The 16,842-nt window shown below is 71.8% G+C and carries 14 protein-coding genes; 8 read left to right on the forward strand and 6 right to left on the reverse strand.

What is annotated here, in order from left to right:
- The first annotated feature begins 17 nt into the window (after nt 1-17).
- On the forward strand, nt 18-1,154 hold the full coding sequence (locus ACFHNC_RS00620) for an MFS transporter (RefSeq protein WP_437167261.1): 1,137 nt from the start codon (nt 18-20) through the stop codon (nt 1,152-1,154).
- On the opposite strand, the gene ACFHNC_RS00625 is transcribed toward ACFHNC_RS00620, so the two are convergent.
- Together ACFHNC_RS00625 and ACFHNC_RS00630 are read right to left on the reverse strand one after the other, a co-directional pair.
- The gene (locus tag ACFHNC_RS00625) at nt 1,138-1,899 is read right to left on the reverse strand and encodes a hypothetical protein (RefSeq protein ID WP_437167262.1); all 762 of its coding nucleotides are present in this window, start codon (nt 1,897-1,899) and stop codon (nt 1,138-1,140) included. The two genes, ACFHNC_RS00620 and ACFHNC_RS00625, sit on opposite strands and share 17 nt — an antisense overlap.
- 10 nt (nt 1,900-1,909) lie before the next feature.
- Nucleotides 1,910-2,920, reverse strand: a complete 1,011-nt coding sequence (locus ACFHNC_RS00630; RefSeq protein WP_437167263.1) for an NAD(P)-dependent oxidoreductase — start codon at nt 2,918-2,920, stop codon at nt 1,910-1,912.
- 66 nt (nt 2,921-2,986) lie between these two features.
- Here ACFHNC_RS00630 and ACFHNC_RS00635 point away from each other — a divergent pair, with 66 nt between their 5' ends.
- Complete coding sequence (locus tag ACFHNC_RS00635; protein ID WP_437167264.1) at nt 2,987-3,841, forward strand: amidohydrolase family protein; 855 nt, start codon at nt 2,987-2,989, stop codon at nt 3,839-3,841.
- 30 nt (nt 3,842-3,871) lie between these two features.
- Here the strand turns inward: ACFHNC_RS00635 and ACFHNC_RS00640 are convergent, their stop codons facing one another.
- The 4 genes from ACFHNC_RS00640 to ACFHNC_RS00655 all read right to left on the reverse strand — a co-directional run bounded on the left by ACFHNC_RS00640 (nt 3,872) and on the right by ACFHNC_RS00655 (nt 7,556).
- The gene (locus ACFHNC_RS00640) at nt 3,872-4,195 is read right to left on the reverse strand and encodes a hypothetical protein (RefSeq protein ID WP_437167265.1); all 324 of its coding nucleotides are present in this window, start codon (nt 4,193-4,195) and stop codon (nt 3,872-3,874) included.
- Nucleotides 4,196-4,385: 190 nt separating this feature from the next.
- Nucleotides 4,386-5,033 (reverse strand): AzlC family ABC transporter permease, encoded by a 648-nt coding sequence (locus ACFHNC_RS00645; RefSeq protein WP_437167266.1) that lies wholly within the window; start codon nt 5,031-5,033, stop codon nt 4,386-4,388.
- Nucleotides 5,034-5,358: 325 nt separating this feature from the next.
- Nucleotides 5,359-6,384: a mechanosensitive ion channel family protein gene (locus tag ACFHNC_RS00650; RefSeq protein WP_437167267.1), complete on the reverse strand. Its 1,026-nt coding sequence runs from the start codon at nt 6,382-6,384 to the stop codon at nt 5,359-5,361.
- A 152-nt stretch (nt 6,385-6,536) separates the two neighbouring features.
- Complete coding sequence (locus ACFHNC_RS00655) at nt 6,537-7,556, reverse strand: NAD(P)/FAD-dependent oxidoreductase (protein WP_437167268.1); 1,020 nt, start codon at nt 7,554-7,556, stop codon at nt 6,537-6,539.
- Between the two features lie 106 nt (nt 7,557-7,662).
- Between ACFHNC_RS00655 and tsaE the strand changes: the two genes are divergently transcribed.
- The 6 genes from tsaE (at nt 7,663) to trxA (ending at nt 16,813) form a co-directional block, all read left to right on the forward strand.
- Nucleotides 7,663-8,127 (forward strand): tRNA (adenosine(37)-N6)-threonylcarbamoyltransferase complex ATPase subunit type 1 TsaE, encoded by a 465-nt coding sequence (gene tsaE, locus ACFHNC_RS00660; protein WP_437167269.1) that lies wholly within the window; start codon nt 7,663-7,665, stop codon nt 8,125-8,127.
- Nucleotides 8,124-9,119: an aminoglycoside phosphotransferase family protein gene (locus tag ACFHNC_RS00665; protein ID WP_437167270.1), complete on the forward strand. Its 996-nt coding sequence runs from the start codon at nt 8,124-8,126 to the stop codon at nt 9,117-9,119. Before tsaE ends, ACFHNC_RS00665 begins: the two co-directional genes overlap by 4 nt.
- Nucleotides 9,116-9,844, forward strand: coding sequence for a nucleotidyltransferase family protein (locus ACFHNC_RS00670; protein ID WP_437167271.1), 729 nt, complete (start codon nt 9,116-9,118; stop codon nt 9,842-9,844). Before ACFHNC_RS00665 ends, ACFHNC_RS00670 begins: the two co-directional genes overlap by 4 nt.
- 31 nt (nt 9,845-9,875) lie before the next feature.
- The gene (gene addB / locus ACFHNC_RS00675; protein WP_437167272.1) at nt 9,876-12,920 is read left to right on the forward strand and encodes a double-strand break repair protein AddB; all 3,045 of its coding nucleotides are present in this window, start codon (nt 9,876-9,878) and stop codon (nt 12,918-12,920) included.
- A complete protein-coding gene (addA, locus tag ACFHNC_RS00680; RefSeq protein ID WP_437167273.1) occupies nt 12,920-16,378 on the forward strand; it encodes a double-strand break repair helicase AddA in 3,459 nt (1,152 codons plus the stop codon). Before addB ends, addA begins: the two co-directional genes overlap by 1 nt.
- Nucleotides 16,379-16,483: 105 nt before the next feature.
- Complete coding sequence (trxA, locus tag ACFHNC_RS00685) at nt 16,484-16,813, forward strand: thioredoxin TrxA (RefSeq protein WP_437167274.1); 330 nt, start codon at nt 16,484-16,486, stop codon at nt 16,811-16,813.
- Nucleotides 16,814-16,842 lie beyond the last annotated feature (29 nt).

Consider the following 16,842-nt stretch of genomic DNA (forward strand, 5'->3'; position numbering starts at 1 on the left):
ATCCCCCCATCTGGTTGATGGCGCTGGCCGCCTTCACCATCGGCTGCGGCATGCGGATGCTGGACCCGCTGCTGCCCATGCTGGCGCGGGAATTCGGCGTCGGCCTCGGCGGGGTGGCGCCGCTGATCGGCGGTTTCGCGCTGGCCTATGGCATCGGGCAGTTGGTCATGGGGCCGCTCGGCGACCGCTTCGGCAAGATGCCGATCGTGGCGCTGTCCCTGGCGCTGTATGCCGGCACGCAGATCGGCTCGGCCTTCGCGGGTGATCTCGGCACGCTGCTGATGGTGCGGGTGCTGGCGGGCCTCGCCTGCGCCGCGGTCATCCCCCTGCTGATGGCGCATATCGGCGACCAGGTGGCCTACGAGCATCGCCAGGCGATGATCGGCAAGCTGCTGACCGGCATGGTGATTTCGCAGCTTCTGGCAGCACCGCTGTCCGGCGCGCTGGCGGAGTATGCCGGCTGGCGCAGCGTGTTCCTGGCGCTGGGCGTGATGACGGCGGGGATGGCGGTGTTCTTCGCGCTGCGCCTCGGCCCGGCCCTGTGGCGGATGCCGGAGGGGGCGGGGCGCACGCTCGGCCTGTCCGGCTTCCTGCGCATCCTGGAACGCAAGCCGGGGCGGCGGCTGCTGCTGGCGGCGGGGACCAACGGCTTCCTGCTGTTCGGCGGCGCCTTTCCGTTCCTGGCGTCCCTGCTGATCGAACGGTTCGGCCTGTCCGCGGCCGGCGCCGGGGCGGTGGCGGCGAGCTTCGGGCTGGGTTCGCTGTTCTACACACAGACCGCCGCGCGGCTGCTGCGCTGGCTGGGGGAGCGGGGGCTGGTGCTGTGGGGCGGCATCGGCATCGCGCTCGCGCTGACCGTCTTCGCCCTGGCCAATGCCTGGTGGATGATCGCGGTGGCGCAATGCGCGGTGGGGCTGCTGTTCTTCATGCTGCATGGCGTGTTGCAGGCGCGCGCCACGGAAGCCCTGCCGGAAGCCCGTGGCACCGCGGTGGCGGCCTTCGCCATGGCGCTGTTCCTGGGCCAGAGCCTGGGGTCGGTGGTGTTCGGCGGCATCATCGTCGCGGCCGGCTTCACCGTGGCCTTCCTGCTGGCCGCCGCCGGGGTGGTGGCGATGGCGTTCTGGATTCGGGCGGCGCTTATTCCACCGGCATAGGCTGGGCCATGGCGGCGAGTTCCGCCGCCACCAGCGTTTCCATCACCTGTTCCAGCCCCTCCAGCGCCGCGGCCCCATCGGCGCCGTCCATCACGCGATGGTCGAAGGACAGGAACACCCCCACCCCGCCATCGGCGCCGATCGGGCCGTAGGACAGGAAGCAGGGCAGCACGCTGACGCTGTCCACGATCGCGGCCGGGCGGCTGCCGAGGGACGACACGGCGAAAGTGCCGCCATAGCGCAGCAGCGGCGTGGCGCTGGCCAGCGCCCAGCGCAGCATCAGCCGGCGCAGCGGCCAGGGCAGGCGGGCGAAGCGCAGCAGGCGGTGGAAGTGGCGCGATTCGGTGGGCGGCGCGGTCTTGGCGTGGTGGAGTTGCGCCGCCAGCCGGGCCAGCGGCACGTCATGCGCCTCCAGGAAGCGGGCCAAGGCGAGGGTCGGCTGCCCCTCATGCGCGCGTTCCAGCACGATGCAGCCGATGGCGTGCGGCGCCTCCAGCAGCGACGGGCGGGGCAGGGTGGCGTGCAGGCGGCGCAAGGCGGGCTGGTCCTCCGCCACCAAGGCAAAAGCCTTGGTGAACAGGATGGTCCAGGGCGGCCGTGGCGCCGGCAGCGCGGCGCGCGCGGCCAGCGCGCGGGGCAGCGCCAGCCGCGCCGTCAGCGTGCAGCGCGGCACGCGCAGCGAGGCCCAGGACAGATCCGCGATCATCTGCCGCCCGGGCGGCAGGGGCAGGCGCCGCAGCGTCACGGCAATGTCCTCACCGGGCTGCCTGGTTCTGCCACCAGGCGCGCAGCCGCTGCGCCGCATCGACGTTCACCGCGCCATCCGGCATCCGCCCGGCGGCTAGGGCGGCCACCTGGCGGACCGTGTCCATCGCCTGGTGTTCGGCCGCTTCCGGCGTCAGCCCGCCGATATGCGGCGTCGCCACCACATTGGGCCGCGCCGCCAGCGCCGGGTCCGGCCGCTGGTCCGGCGCGCTGCCGACATCCATGGCGGCGCCGCGCAGCCGGCCGCCATCCAGCGCGGCGGCGAGTGCGGCCTCATCCACCAATTCGCCGCGCGACAGGTTCACCAGCAGCGCGCCGTCCTTCATGGCGGCGAAGGCGCGGGCGCCCACGATGTGCCGCGTCTCCGGCGTGGAGACGGCGAGCGGCACCAGGAAATCCGCCTCCGCCCAGAGCTGGTCCAGCGACACGGCGGTGACGCCCGGAATCGCCTCGGGCGGGTTGTAGGGGTCGTGCACCAGCACCCGCATCCGGAAGGCCAGCGCCAGTTCCGCCACCCGCCGCGCGATGCGGCCCCAGCCGAGGATGCCGAGCGTCTTGTCCGAAAGCTGCGTGCCCATGCGGGACCCGGGCGGGGCGTGGCGGTGATAGGCGCCGGCCAGCGGCGAAACGCCGCGCGCCAGGTCGATCATCATGCCGATGGCCAGCTCTGCCACGCTGTCCACGAAACCCGGCGTCGCCTGCGTCACCAGCACTCCGGCGGCAGACGCCGCGGGCACATCGATGGTGGAGATGTCCACCGCCACCCGCAGGAAGGCCAGCAGATCCGGCGCGTGCGCAAAAGTCTCGGCGGTGCCGGCGGTGGCACGGTCCGCGACGATGCAGTGGCAGCCGGCGGCGGCCTGGGCCAGGGCGGCGCCGGACAGCGGCGCATCGCCGGTATGCAGCGTGACCTCCGCCACCTGGCGGAGCGCCGCGATGGGGGCGTCGGCATAGTAGCCGCCGCGCATTTCCGGCGTGTGAGTCAAGAATACCCGCAGCACGATGTTCGCTTCCTCCGTCCTGCCGCGGCTTCCGGCGGCCTGTCTTCTGGCTGTAGCTTATGCGGCATGGATGACGCCGCGAGAATTCCCTTTACCGCCAGCCTGGCCCCGCCGCGCCTGGTGGTGCCGCCCGGGGCGGTGGATTGCCACCACCATGTCTATGACGCGGCCACAGCCGTGGCGCCCGGCGCGCGCGAACATGCCAGCGCGACGCTGGCGGACCATGCAAGGCTGATGGCAAGGCTCGGCGTGCAGCGGCAGGTGCTGGTGCAGCCTTCCACCTATGGCCTGGACAACACCCTGCACCTGGCGGCGCTGCGCGCGGCCGGGCCGGGGCGGGCCCGCATGGTGGCGGTGGTGCGGCCGGATTTTGATGCCGGCCAGGCGCGAGAAATGGCGGCAGCCGGCGTGGTCGGCGGGCGGGCCAATCTGGTGCAGGGCATTCCGCTGGCGCCGGCGGATGTGGCGCCGCTGGCACGCCGCATGGCGGATCTCGGCTGGCACATGCAGATTTTTGCCGGCGCGGCGTTGATCGCGGAACTGGCCCCGGTGCTGCGCGCGGCGCCCTGCCCGGTGGTGTTCGACCATTTTGCCCAATTGCCGCTGGCGGATTGGGCGGCGCATCCGGCCTGGGCGGTGGTGATGGATCTGGTGCAGGCGGGGCGCGGTTGGGTGAAGCTGTCCTCCCCCTACAGCCTGGATCAGGCCCAGCCTGCCGCGGTCACGCCCTTGGCCCAGGCGCTGGTGGCGGCGGCGCCGGAGCGGATGGTCTGGGACACCAACTGGCCGCATCCCAACGCCACCACCATCCCGGATGATTCGGCGCTGCTGGACCTGCTGGCGGATTGGGCGCCGGATGCGGCGCAGCGGCGGGCGATCCTGGTGGATAACCCGGCGCGGCTTTACGGCTTCGGCACCTGAATATGGGCGCCGTGCCTCACGCAGGCTGTCTCAGCCGGCGACCAAGCGCACCAGGAGCAGCGTGGCCAGCCCCGCCGCCATCGCCGGCAGCAGGCGGCCGCGCAGCAGCCAGAAGGCGAGGCCTCCGGCGGCCAACCCGGCAAGCCGCGCCGACAGCGGCACGGTGGCCAAAAGCCCCGAAGGCACGGCGATGGCCAGGGTGACGAAGGCCGCCAGCGTGGCGACGGAAACGGCGGAGGCCCAGGCGATGGCCGGATGATCCGGCCGCAGCGCGCCACCCAGCAGCAGGCCCAGCCCGCGCAGCGCCAGCCCGATGCCGATCGTCAGCACCAGCGCCCAATCCGCCTGACTCATACCAAATCCCGCGGATCGTGACCGATCCGGGCCTCAAGCGCCGGCGCTTTGCTTGGCTCATCATGCCGCAGGCATGCCTTCGGCGTGCCGCATAAGCGGCGGGCCGCATTCGCGGCCTCGGCCGGCGTCGTGCGTCGAGCACGCCTGCGCGGTGACGCCGGCCGCAGGTTCCGATCCATGAGATCTGGTATCACCGCCAGCGCCCCCATAGGAAGGCCAGCGTCCCGCCCACCAGCCCGGCCAGCGGCAGCCCCCAGGCGCCGCCGAGCCCATAGGCCAGCGGCGCCGCCAGCACCCCGGCCAGCAGCGCCGGGCCAACGCCGGGGCGGCGCGCATCGGCGGCCAGCAGCAGGCAGAAATACAGCGGGTTGGCGAATAGCAGCGCGGCGCGCAGATCGGCCGGCAGATGCGGCGCGGCCAGGTGCCCGGTGGCGGTCGCCGCCAGGCCAACACACCAGCTCGCCAAGGCGAAGCCGAGGAACCAGGGCAGCCGCGATACCTCCGGCAGGTTCGGCAGCACCCGCATCCCGGCGGCCCAGGGTGTGATGGCGATGAAGGGCAGCGCCCACCAGCGCCGCCCCGCGCGCCCGAGCAACGGCGCGATCGCCACCGCCATGGGCAGAAAGCGGGCATTGGCGGCGGTCGCCGCGATGGTGGCCGGCAGTGCCGCACCACCACCCGCCGCCACCTGCAGCAGCACGAGTTGCCCCGCCATGCCATAGACCGCGCCGGTGCAGATCAGCGCCCAACCGAGCGACAACCCCGCCTCGGCCACCGCCGCGCCGAAGGCGAGGAAGGTGGCGCCCATGGCCAGCGCCGGGGCGCCGAGCGCCTGCATCAAACCCTGTCGTGAAGCGTTGGCTGCCATTCCGGCAGAGTGGCGCGCCGGGCGACGCGCGTCAGCCCACCACTGGCGAGCCTTTGCTGGTAGAGGATGCGAAATGCAGTGCGTCCGTTGGCGTCATACCAAATCCCGCGGATCGTGACCGGCTGGAGCTATAGCTCCAACCGCCTCAAGCGCCGGCGCGTTGCTTGGCTCGCCGCATTCGCGGCCTCGGCCGGCGCCCGCATCCGCGGGCTTGGCTACGCGGCATAAACCGCCGCGCCCATTCGGGCGCTCGCCCGCCTGCGGCGGGCGCAGGTCACGATCGATGGGTTAGGTATCAGTCCTCCGCACCGCCGACAGCCTCGCGCACGGGCGGGTCGCCCGCCGCGATATGTCTGGCCGGGCGGGGCTGGCGTTCCGTCTTGCGCTTGGGCCAGCCCTCGCGCTGTTCGCCCCGCACCCCATCGATCTCCTCGGTCTGGTCGTGGAACAGCATCACCTGCGTGGGGAAAGGCATGTCGATACCGTCCCGGTCCATCGCCTGCTTCACCGCCTGCAGCACGGCGGAGCGCGCCAGGACCACATCCATGCGGCGCGGATGCGTCCACCAGCGGATGCGGAGGTTCACGCTGGACCCGGCCAGGTCCCAGACCAGCACCTCCGGCGCCGGCTCCTGCTCGATCTGGGGCAGGTCGCGGAGGGCGGCGTGAATGGCACGGCGCGCGGCTTCGATGTCGTCGCTGTAGCCGATGCCGAGATCATATTCGTCGCGCCGCCGATCATGCGCCGTATTGACCGTGACCGGATTTGAATAGACGTCTGCATTCGGAATGATGGCATCGCGGCCATCATAGGTGCGGATGATCGTGGCGCGGGTCTCGATCCGTTGCACCGTCCCCTCATATCCCCGGACGATGATCTGGTCGCCGGGCCGGAAGGGCTGGCGCAGCAGCAGCAGCACGCCGGCCAGCCAGTTCTGCAGGATGTCCTTGAACGCGAAGCCGATGGCGACAGAGCCAACGCCGAGGCCCGCGACCAGGTCGCCGGGCCGAAGGGACGGCATAACGATGGTCATTCCGATCAGCACGCCCAGGAATATCACCACCCATTTCAGGAAGGCGCCAAGCACTTCGCCCAAATTGTCCCGGTCCCGCCGCCGCGCCCAGCGGCGGAAAGCCTTCGCGACCATCCAGGCGAAGCCGACGGAGATGCCGATGACCAGCAGGGCAACGACGATGTTGGGCAGCAGGTACTGGAACCCGGCCGACCAGGACAGAACCTTGTCCTGGATGATGGCGGAGCCGACCTCAATGGTGCGGGTTGCGGTCTCGGCCGCGGTTTCGCCGGTTGCCTGGATCGGCATTCCAGCGGGGTTCATGGTCTGCGCCGCAGCCTGCATGCATTTGTCTCGATCCGGTTGCTGTCGCCCGGAGAGCTGGCACCCCGGCGCGGCCCTATCCAGCCGCCACCCCTTCAACGCGGAGCCGCGGCCGGCGGTTGCGCCGGCGTCCAGGTTCAGCCCGGGACCGGAAGCCCCTTGCTGGTCGAATACTCGAAATGCAGCGCCTCCCCCGGGAAGACGCGTGGGTGGATGGCATGCGCGGCCATGGCGGCCTCCGAGAAGCCCTGCAGGATCAGCTTCAGCTTGCCGGGATAGGTCGCGATATCGCCGATGGCGTACACGCCCGAAATGTTGGTGGCGCAGGTGGCGGGCTCCACCGTGATGTGGCTGAGATCCAGCCCCAGGCCCCATTCCGCGATCGGGCCGAGTTCCATGGACAGGCCGAAGAAGGCCAGCAGATGATCCGCCGGCACGGTCTTCACCTCCCCCTTCAGCGTGGCGAGCGACACGCCGGTCAGCACGCCGCCTTCGCCTTCCAGGCCGTGCAGCTGGTAGGGAATGGCCAGCTCGATCTCGCCACGCTCCGCAGCCTGCTTGAGCTGGGCGGCGCTTTCGGGCGCGCAGCGGAACTTGTCGCGGCGATGCACCACGGTGACGTGGGCGGCCACCTGCTTCAGGCTCAGCGCCCAATCCACCGCGCTGTCGCCGCCACCGGCGATGACCACGCGCTTGCCGCGGAATTCCTCGCGCTTGCTGACCAGGTAGCGCACGGCGCCGGCCGCCTCGAATTCCGGCAGGCGGTCCAGAGGCGGGCGGTTGGGGCCGAAGGCGCCGGCGCCGGCGGCCAGGATCACCGCCTTGCAGGTGATGACATCGCCCTCGCTGGTGGTCAGCACCAGCTTCTCCCCCTCCTGCCGCAGCCCATCCACGCGGCGGCCGAGCATCAGCATCGGGTTGAAGGGGGCGCATTGCTTGTGCAGCGCGGCGATCAGGTCGGCGCCGGCAATCTCGGGGTGGGCCGGGATGTCGAAGATCGGTTTTTCGGGATACAGCGCGCTGCACTGGCCGCCGATCTCGCCCAGCGCGTCCACCACCACCGTCTTCATCCGCAGCATGCCGCATTCGAACACGGCGAAAAGCCCGACCGGACCCGCGCCGATGATCGCCACATCCGTCTCGACAACCGCCGACATTCTGCCCTCGTTTCAGGTGTCTGGCCGTTGCTTGGACCAAGCGGCAGCCTGGATCAAGGGCGCGGCTTGTGCGGTGCGGCGGGGCCGGGGCAGATTGCCGCCGCGCATGCCCCTGATTCTCCCCCTGGTTCTCCCCCTGGCCGATGAGGCCGCCACCGCGGCACTGGCCGCGCAGCTCGCTGCGCGCGCCCGGCCGGGCGATGCGCTGCTGCTGGAAGGCCCGCTGGGCGCCGGCAAATCCGCCTTCGCCCGCGCCTTCCTGCGCGCGTCATCCGGTGATCCGGCGCTGGAAGTGCCATCGCCCACCTTCACCCTGGTGCAGTCCTACGACCTGCCCACCGGCCCGGCCTTCCATTTCGACCTCTGGCGCCTGGATGGTCCCGAGGGCCTGGACGAACTGGGCTGGGAGGAAGCGCGGGACGGAATTTCCCTGATCGAATGGCCGGACCGGCTCGGCGCGCTGCGACCGGCGGAGGCGCTGACCCTCACTTTGGCACCCGGCCCGACGGAGACATCGCGCGTGGCAACCCTGACCGGCTGGGCCGGACGACTGCAAGGATTGGGCGCATGAAGGCGGAGGCGGTCGCCTTCCTGGCCGAGAACGATTTCGTGGGCGCGGCGCGTCAGCCCTTACCGGCCGATGCCTCCTTCCGCCGCTACACGCGCCTGGTCGGCGGGCCTCGCCCGGCGCTGCTGATGGAGGCACCGCCGCCGCAGGAGGATCTCGGCCCCTTCATCGCGATCGCCGCGCATCTGAGGGCGGCCGGGCTTTCGGCGCCGGAGGTTCTGGCGGCGGATGCGCGCCAGGGCTTTGCCCTCATCGAGGATTTCGGCGCCAGCACCATGGCGCAGCTTCTGGATGCCGGAGCGGAGCCGGCGCCGCACTACCTGTCCGCGACCGCAGCACTCGCCCGGCTGCATGCGGTGCCGCCGCCCGAGGGCCTGCCGGAATGGGGTTCCGTCCGCATGGCCGATACCGCCGCGGCCACTTTTCTCGAATGGTGGTGGCCTGCTGCGTTCGGTGAGCCACCCGCGGAGGCGATCGGCGCCGATTTCGGGCGCGCGATCCACGCCATGCTGGCGCCCTATGCCGCCGCCGGCTTCGTGCACCGGGATTTCTTTCCCGCCAATCTGATGCCGCTGCCGGACCGTGCGCCGCCCGCCGATGTCGGGCTGCTGGATTTCCAGGACGCCGCACTCGGCCACCCGGCCTATGATCTGGTCTCCCTGGTCGAGGATGCGCGGCGGGATGTGGACCCGGCACTGCGCGAGGCCTGTATTGCCCGGTATCTGGAACTGAGGCCGGAGCTGAACCCGGAAAAATTCCGCGGCGCCATGGCCGCCCATGCGGCGCAGCGGCATTTGCGCGTCGCCTGCCTCTGGGTGCGGCTGGCGCGGCGGGATGGCAAGTCGCACTACCTGCGCCACGGGCCGCGCTGCTGGGCGCTGCTGGCGCGGGCGCTGGAGCACGAGGCGGCCGCGCCACTGGCCGAATTTCTCGACATGCATGTACCCCCCGGACTGCGCGCCAATCCGGCGGGGCTGGAGACTGAAGCGGCATGATCGCCCTGACCCACGCCATGGTGCTCGCCGCCGGGCTCGGCACGCGGATGCGGCCGCTGACCGACGACCGGCCGAAGCCGCTGCTGATGCTGGAAGGCCGGTCCCTGCTGCACCACGCGCTGGACCGGCTGCGCGATGCCGGCGTGCAGCATCATGTGGTCAATGCCCATTGGTTCGCCGACCAGGTGGCGGAGTCCGTCGCCGCGCATGACGCGCCGGACCGGACGGTGCTGCGGGAGGAGGTGCTGCTGGAGACCGGCGGCGGCGTCGCCCACGCCCTGCCGCATCTGGGGCAGGCGCCCTTCGCCGTGGTGAATGGCGATGCCTTCTGGCTCGATGGCCCGACCCCCGCCTTGGCGCGGCTGGCGGCGCAATTCGACCCGGAGCGCATGGACGCGCTGCTGCTGCTGGTCCGCACCGCGCAGGTGGATGGGGACGCCGGGCGCGGCGATTTTTTCGTCGATCCGATGGGCGCGCTGCGGCGCCCGGAGGAGCGGGAGATCTCGCCCTATCTGTTCGGCGGCGTGCAGGTTCTCTCCCCGGCGCTGTTCCAGGATGTGCCGGAGGGGCCGTTCAGCCTGAACCTGGTCTATGACCGCGCCATCGAATCCGGCCGCCTGTTCGGCCTGGTGCATGACGGCGCCTGGTTTCACCTGTCCACACCGCGCGACCTGGACCGGGCGGAGACGATGCTGCGGGCGGGGATGCTGACGGCGCTGTTCTGAGGCGCGCCGGGCTGCTAGCCTGGAACGGAACATGAATCTCTTCGACATCCCGGCCGAGCTGCCCTTCCTCGACTGCCTCGCCGCCGGGGTGCTCGCGGATTTCCGCGACAGGCCGCCCGAAGCCCTGTCCCGCGCCACCATCTTGCTGCCGACGCGGCGCTCCGCGCGCGGGTTGCGGGATGCCTTCCTGGCCCGGGCGGAGGGCCGTGCGCTGCTGCTGCCGCGGATGCGGGCCCTGGCAGGCCTGTCCACCGAAGATGCGGATGAGCTGGCGCTGCCGACGCTGCTGGACCTGCCGCCGGCGGTTCCGGCACTGACCCGGCAGGCGGTGCTGACCAGCCTGGTGATCCGCCTGCCGCCCCGCCATGGCGGCCCCGGCACGCCAGAGCAGGCTTGGCTTCTGGCCGCCGAACTTTCTCGAATCTTCGACGAGATCGCGCTGGAGGAGCCGGATACGGCGCTGCTCGCCACTGGTACGCCCGGCGAGTTCACCGAAACCTGGCTCGGCCGGCTGGAAGGCCTGGTGCCGGAATCCCAGGCGACCCATTGGCAGATCACCACCCACTTCCTGCGCGGCGTTGCCACCGCCTGGGCGGGCTGGCTGGAAGAACAGGGCCTGCTCGATATCGGCCTGCGCCGGGTGCTGGCGCTGCGCGAACAGACGCGCGCCTGGCAGGAAAACCCGCCGGAGCATCCCGTGATCGCCGCCGGCATCGGCATCGGCGGCACCATTCCGGCGGCGGTGGAGCTGCTGCGCGTGCTCGCCGGGCTGCCACAGGGCGCGGTGGTGCTGCATGGGCTGGACCGGGCGGAACTCGCCGCGATCTGGGATTCGATCTGCAGCTCCCCCACCCACCCCTTCTGCAGCCAGGGCCGCCTGCTGCACGCCATGGGCGCGGAGCCGCGCCAGGTGCGGCGCTGGCATGGTTGCGCCGAGGCCGCGCCCGCTGTCCCCGCCGCCCGCGTCGCCCTGCTGGAAATGGCGCTGCGCCCGCCGGAGGGGATGCAGCCCTGGACCGTGCCTTCGCCCGAGACCTGGGCGCCCGGCCTCACTGGCCTGCGCCTGGTCGCCGCGCCGGAGGCGCAGACGGAGGCCGCCGCCATCGCCCTGCTGCTGCGCGAGGCCCTGGAAACCCGGGGCGCCCGCGCCGCCTTGATAACACCGGACCGCGACCTCGCCCGCCGTGTCTCGGCGGAGCTGGTACGCCACGGCATCCGCGCCGATGACAGCGCCGGCCAGCCACTCGGGCAAACGCCGACGGGCGTGTTCCTCCGCCTGCTGGCCCGCACCGTCGCCGAGGATTTCGCCCCCGTCCCCCTGCTGGCATTGGCAAAACATCCGCTGGCGGCGGCGGGGATGGACCGGGCGGCGTTCCTCGATGCCGTGCGGCTGCTGGAACGCCGCGTGCTGCGCGGGCCGCGGCCGCTGGGCGGGCTGGAGGGGCTGGGCCAGGCGATCGCGGCGCTGCCGGAGGATGACCGCAAGCCGCCCTTGCTGACGCTGCATGCGGCGCTGGCCGGGGCGCTCGGTGATTTCAGCACCGCTCACGGTGCGGCGCGGCCGCCGGCCGATCTGCTGGAGGCGCATCTCTCCGCCGCCGAGGCGTTGGCCGCCACCAGCCAGGAACCGGGCGGGCTGCGCCTGTATGCGGCGCAGGAGGGCGAGGTGCTCGCCGGCCACATGGCCGATCTCGGCCCCGCCCTGAAGCATCTGCCACCGATGGACCCGGCGCTGTGGCCGGCACTGTTCGAGGCGAGCCTGGAAGGGGTGGCCACCTACATCGTCCGCCAGCACGGCGCGGCGCATCCGCGCGTGGAAATCCTCGGCCTGCTGGAAGCGCGGCTGCTGGCCTTCGACCGGGTGGTGCTCGGCGCGCTGGATGAGGGGGTCTGGCCGCTGGCGACCGACCCCGGCCCCTGGATGAGCCGCCCGATGCGCGCGCAATTCGGCCTGCCGGAACCGGAGGCGCGCATCGGCCGCGTCTGCATGGACTTTTTTCTGTTTGCCTGCGCCGCGCCGGAGGCGGTGTTTTCGCGCGCCGCCCGCCGTGCCGGGTCGCCCACCGTGCCGGCGCGCTGGCTGACGCGGCTCGAAACCTTCCTGTCCGGGCAAGGCCTGGTGCTGCCGGGCAGCGAGGCGGCGCGGATGGCCGCGGCGCTCGACGTGCCGGATCGCGTCACCCCCGTCTCTCGCCCCGCGCCCCGGCCATCGCTGGCGCAAAGGCCGCGCGAAATTTCGGTGACGGAGGTGGCCGATTTGCTGGCCGACCCCTACGCCTTCCACGCCAAGCGCATCCTGCGGCTGCGCAAGCTGGACCCGTTGGATGCCGATGTCGGCGCGCTGGACTACGGCATCATCGTCCATGCCGCGCTGTCCGGCTTCGTGAATGCCATCAGCCGCGCGCCCAATGGCTGGCCGGGCGAGGATTCGGCGCTGGAGGCGTGGGGCCAGGCGGCTGCCGCGGCGCTGGCGGCACAGGGGCCGCGCCCCTCGCTGGCGGCGTTCTGGCGCCCGAGGCTCGCCCGCATCGGCGCCTTCGTGGTGGGGCTGGAGGCGGAAAGGCGCCAGGGTGGCGGCATCGCCGGAAGCTGGACCGAGACCGCCGGGCTGCTCGACCTGCACCGCCCGCGCGGCACCGTGCGGCTGAAGGCGCGGGCGGACCGGATCGACCGGCTGGGCGATGGCAGCCTCGCCATCCTCGACTACAAGACCGGCACCCTGCCGCGCACCGACGAATTGCAGGATGGCCGCGCGCCCCAATTGCCGCTGGAAGCCGCCATGGCCGCGGAGGGCGCCTTCGCAGGCGTGCCCGGTGCGGCGGTGCGGCTGCTGACTTACTGGAAGCTCTCGGGCGGGGAGACGGCGGGCGAAGAGAAGCAGATGCTTTCGGAACCTGAGGACGTCGCGGAGCTGGCCAGCGCGGCGATCGAACGCCTCGGCGCGCTGGTGGACCGCTTCCTGCTGGGCGACGCCGCCTTCACCGCCCGGCCGCATCCGGGACGCAAGACGCGGGGTGGCGACTACGACCATCTCTCGCGCGTCGCGGAATGGGCGGATGCGGAGGGCGACGAATAATGAGCCTGACCCTCACCCCGCGCCAGGAAGCCGAATTCGAACAGGCCCGCGCCTCAGACCCCGCCGCTTCCGCGTGGGTCGGCGCCTCGGCCGGGTCGGGCAAGACCAAGGTGCTGACGGACCGGGTGCTGCGGCTGCTGCTGGCGCCGGGCACGCGGCCGGGCGCCATATTGTGCCTCACCTTCACCAAGGCCGCCGCGGCGGAAATGGCGCATCGCTTGGCGCGCGACCTCGGCCGCTGGGCGGTAGAGCCTGAGGCTAAGCTCGCCGCGCGATTGGCGGGGCTGCTGGGCCGGGCGCCGGATCGGCGGGATCTGGATGCGGCGCGGGGGTTGTTCGCCCGCGTGCTGGACCTGCCCGGCGGCATGCGGATCAGCACCATCCACGCCTTCTGCCAGTCCCTGTTGCGCGCCTTCCCGCTGGAAGCCGGCCTCGCGCCCCAATTCGGCGTGGTGGAGGAGGCGGATGCCGCCGCCCTACTGGCCGAGGCGCGGGAGGCGGTGCTGGTCAGCCCCGCCCAGGCCCCGGCGCTGGAGGCCCTCGCCAGCCTCGTGCCGCCGGATTCCTTCTCCAACCTGGTGCGCGCGCTGGACCGGGACCGCGAACGGCTCGGCACGGCATTGCGGGAAACGGGGTCGCTGGCGGCGCTGTGCAGCGCCATCGGGGCGTATCTCGACCTGCCGGATTCGGCCGGGGAGGATGCGCTGGTCGCCGCCGGGGCGCAGGCGGTGGACGACCAGGCGTTGATCGCGGCGCGCCTGTTGCAGGGCAGCCGCAACGACAATGACAAGACGCGCGGCAACAATTTGCTGGCCTGGCTGGAACTGCACCCGGCCCAGCGCGCCGCGCGCTGGCCGGATTGGGTGGAAATCCTGCTGACGAAGGACGGCACGCCGCGTGTCCGCATCGCCACCAAGGATGTCGGCCCGCGCCAGGCCGAATGCGCCGAAATCCTGCGCCGCGAGGGCGAGCGCGTGGCAGCCGTGGAGGGCAGCCGGCGCGCCAGCCGCTTGCTGGCGGCGACACGCGCCCTGCTCAGCCTCGGCGCACCGGTTCTGGAAGGGTATCGGGCGCGGAAGAAGGCGCGTGGGCTGCTGGATTATGACGATCTGATCCTCGCCGCGCGGCAGGTGCTGCGTGATCCGGGCAGCGCCTGGGTGCTGTTCAAGCTGGATGGCGGGCTGGACCATCTGCTGCTGGACGAGGCGCAGGACAGCAACCCGGCGCAGTGGGGCATCGCCGCCGCGCTGACCGAGGAATTTTTTGCGGGTGCCGGCGCCGAGAGGCGGGACGGCACGCCACGGACCATCTTCGCCGTCGGCGATGTGAAACAGTCCATCTACGCCTTCCAGGGCGCCGATTTCGCCGGTTTCCGCCGCTGGCAGCAGCATTTTGCCGGGCGGTTGCAGGCGCTGGGGGCGGAGTTGCGGGATGTGCAGCTTCAGGTCTCCTTCCGCTCCACCGCGCCGGTTCTGGCGCTGGCGGATGCGGTGTTTGCCGAAGGCGTTGCGCGGGATGGGGTGGTGGCGCCGGGCGACGTGCTGCGGCATCGCCCGGATCGCATCGGCCATTCTGGCTGCGTCGAGCTGTGGCCCATGCTGGATGGCGCGGAGGGCGACCCGCCGCCGCCCTGGGAAGTGCCGGAAACGCCCGCCGCCGCCACCGGACCCGATGCGCTGCTGGCGGAGGCGCTGGCCGCGCGCATCGCCGGCTGGATCGAGAGCGGAGAGATGTTGCCGGCCCGCGGGCGCCCGATCCGCGCAGGCGATATCCTGGTGCTGGTCCGCAAACGCTCCGGCGGGCTGCTGCCGCGGCTGGTGCGCGCGCTGAAGGAGCGGGGCGTGACGGTCGGCGGCACGGACCGCATCCGCCTGGTGGAGCAGATTGCGGTGCAGGATCTGCTGGCGCTGGCCGATGCGCTGCTGCTGCCGGAGGATGACCTGCAACTGGCGGCGGCGCTGAAGTCGCCGCTGATCGGGCTGGATGACGACCAGCTTCTGCAACTTGCCGCAGGGCGGGACGGCAGCCTGTGGCGGCAATTGGCGCTGGCGCGGGGGCAGGCCACGCCGGAAGGCGCAGCGGCGGATTTCCTCGCCGGGCTGATGTCCCGCGCCGATGTCGTCACGCCGCATGCGCTGTTTGCCGAAATATTGGGAGAACATCGCGGCCGCGCAAAACTGCTGGCGCGGCTGGGGCCGGATGCGGCGGATCCGGTGGATGAGTTCCTGAACGCCGCGCTCGACCATGGCAGCCGCCACCCGCCCAGCCTGCAAGGCTTCGTCGATTGGCTGCGCCGTGGCGGGGCGGAGGTGAAGCGGGACCAGGAAGCGGCCGGCGACGCCGTGCGCATCATGACCGTCCACGGCGCCAAGGGCTTGCAGGCGCCGGTGGTGATCCTGCCGGATACGGTGGCCGGCGGGCGGGACAGCACGGAGGTGCGCTGGGTGATGGAGCAGGACGCGCCGCCTCTGCCGCTCTGGGCCCCCAACAAGGACCACCACGCCCCGGCCTTCACGGACCTGCTGGCGCGGGAGAAGGCGGCGCGGGCGGCGGAGGAGCACCGGCTGCTCTACGTCGCGCTGACACGGGCGGAGGACCGGCTGCTGGTCTGCGGCTGGCAGCGCAAGCGGCCCAAGGCGCGCGATTATCCCGAATCCTGCTGGTACGACCTCATCGCCCAAGGGTTTTCCCGAGTTGGCGCGACCGAAGTGCCGATGGAGGCTCCGCCCGGCTCCGGCTTCGCCGGCACCACGCTGAAACGGCTGGACTCTCCGCAGGAAGCCCCGCCCGTGCCGGATGGACGGGACAAGCCGCCGGCCGACCCCGCCGACCTGCCGGACTGGGCGCGCCGCCCGGCGCCGCCGGAGGTGACGGTGGATGCCCTCGCCCCCTCCGCCATCCCCGGTGAGAACGAGGCCCCCGCCGCCGCCCCGCATGGCTCCGCCGACCCCTCCGGCCAGCGCTTCCGGCGCGGCCGCCTGGTGCACGCCCTGCTGCAACATCTGCCCGACCGCCCCCCGGCGGAGCGGGAGGAGGCCGCGCGCAACTTCCTCGCCCGGCGTGGCCAGGGGCTGCCCGAACCCGAACAGGCGGCGACGCTGGCGGAGGTGATGGCGCTGCTGACCGCGCCCGATTTCGCCGCCGCCTTCGGCCCGGACAGCCTGGCGGAGGCCCCCATCGCCGGCCAGGTGGGGGACAGGCTGGTCAGTGGGCAGGTGGACCGGCTGCTGGTGACGGCGGATCGCGTGCTGGTGCTGGACTACAAGACCAACCGGCCGCCGCCCACGGAGGTCTCCGGCGTGGCGGCCTTGTACCTCCGCCAGATGGCCGCCTACCGCGCCGTTCTGCGCCTGGCCTTTCCCGGCAAGCGGGTGGATTGCGCCCTGGTCTGGACCTTCGGGGCTCGCCTCATGCCGCTGCCGGAAGGGTTGCTGGACCTGCATGCGCCTGGCGCATGACACCCCGCTTCTGCCGCAAGATGTCCCTTGCTTGACCGGGGCCGGGACCGCCACGATCTTGCCTTCAAAGCGCCAGCCCCCCGCCAGGCGCCCGGAGAATCCCCCATGAGTGAATTCACCAAGGCCGTGACCGACGACAGCTTCAAGCAGGATGTGCTTGAGGCGCCCGGTCCCGTGCTGGTCGATTTCTGGGCCGAATGGTGCGGCCCCTGCCGCATGGTGTCGCCGATCCTGGACGAGATCGCTCAGGAATACGGCGGCAAGCTGACCATCGCGAAGGTCAACATCGACGACAACCCGATGACGCCGAACGAGTATTCGGTGCGCGGTATCCCCACCATGATCCTGTTCAAGGATGGCAAGCCGGTGGACACCAAGGTCGGCGCCCTGCCGAAGAGCGCGCTGAAGGAATGGGTTGCCGGCAAGCTGGCCTGATCAAGCTGGCCTGATGCGGGCGTGAACGC

The organism is Falsiroseomonas sp. E2-1-a4, from assembly GCF_051433165.1.
In the GTDB taxonomy this organism is placed as follows: Bacteria; Pseudomonadota; Alphaproteobacteria; order Acetobacterales; family Acetobacteraceae; genus Falsiroseomonas.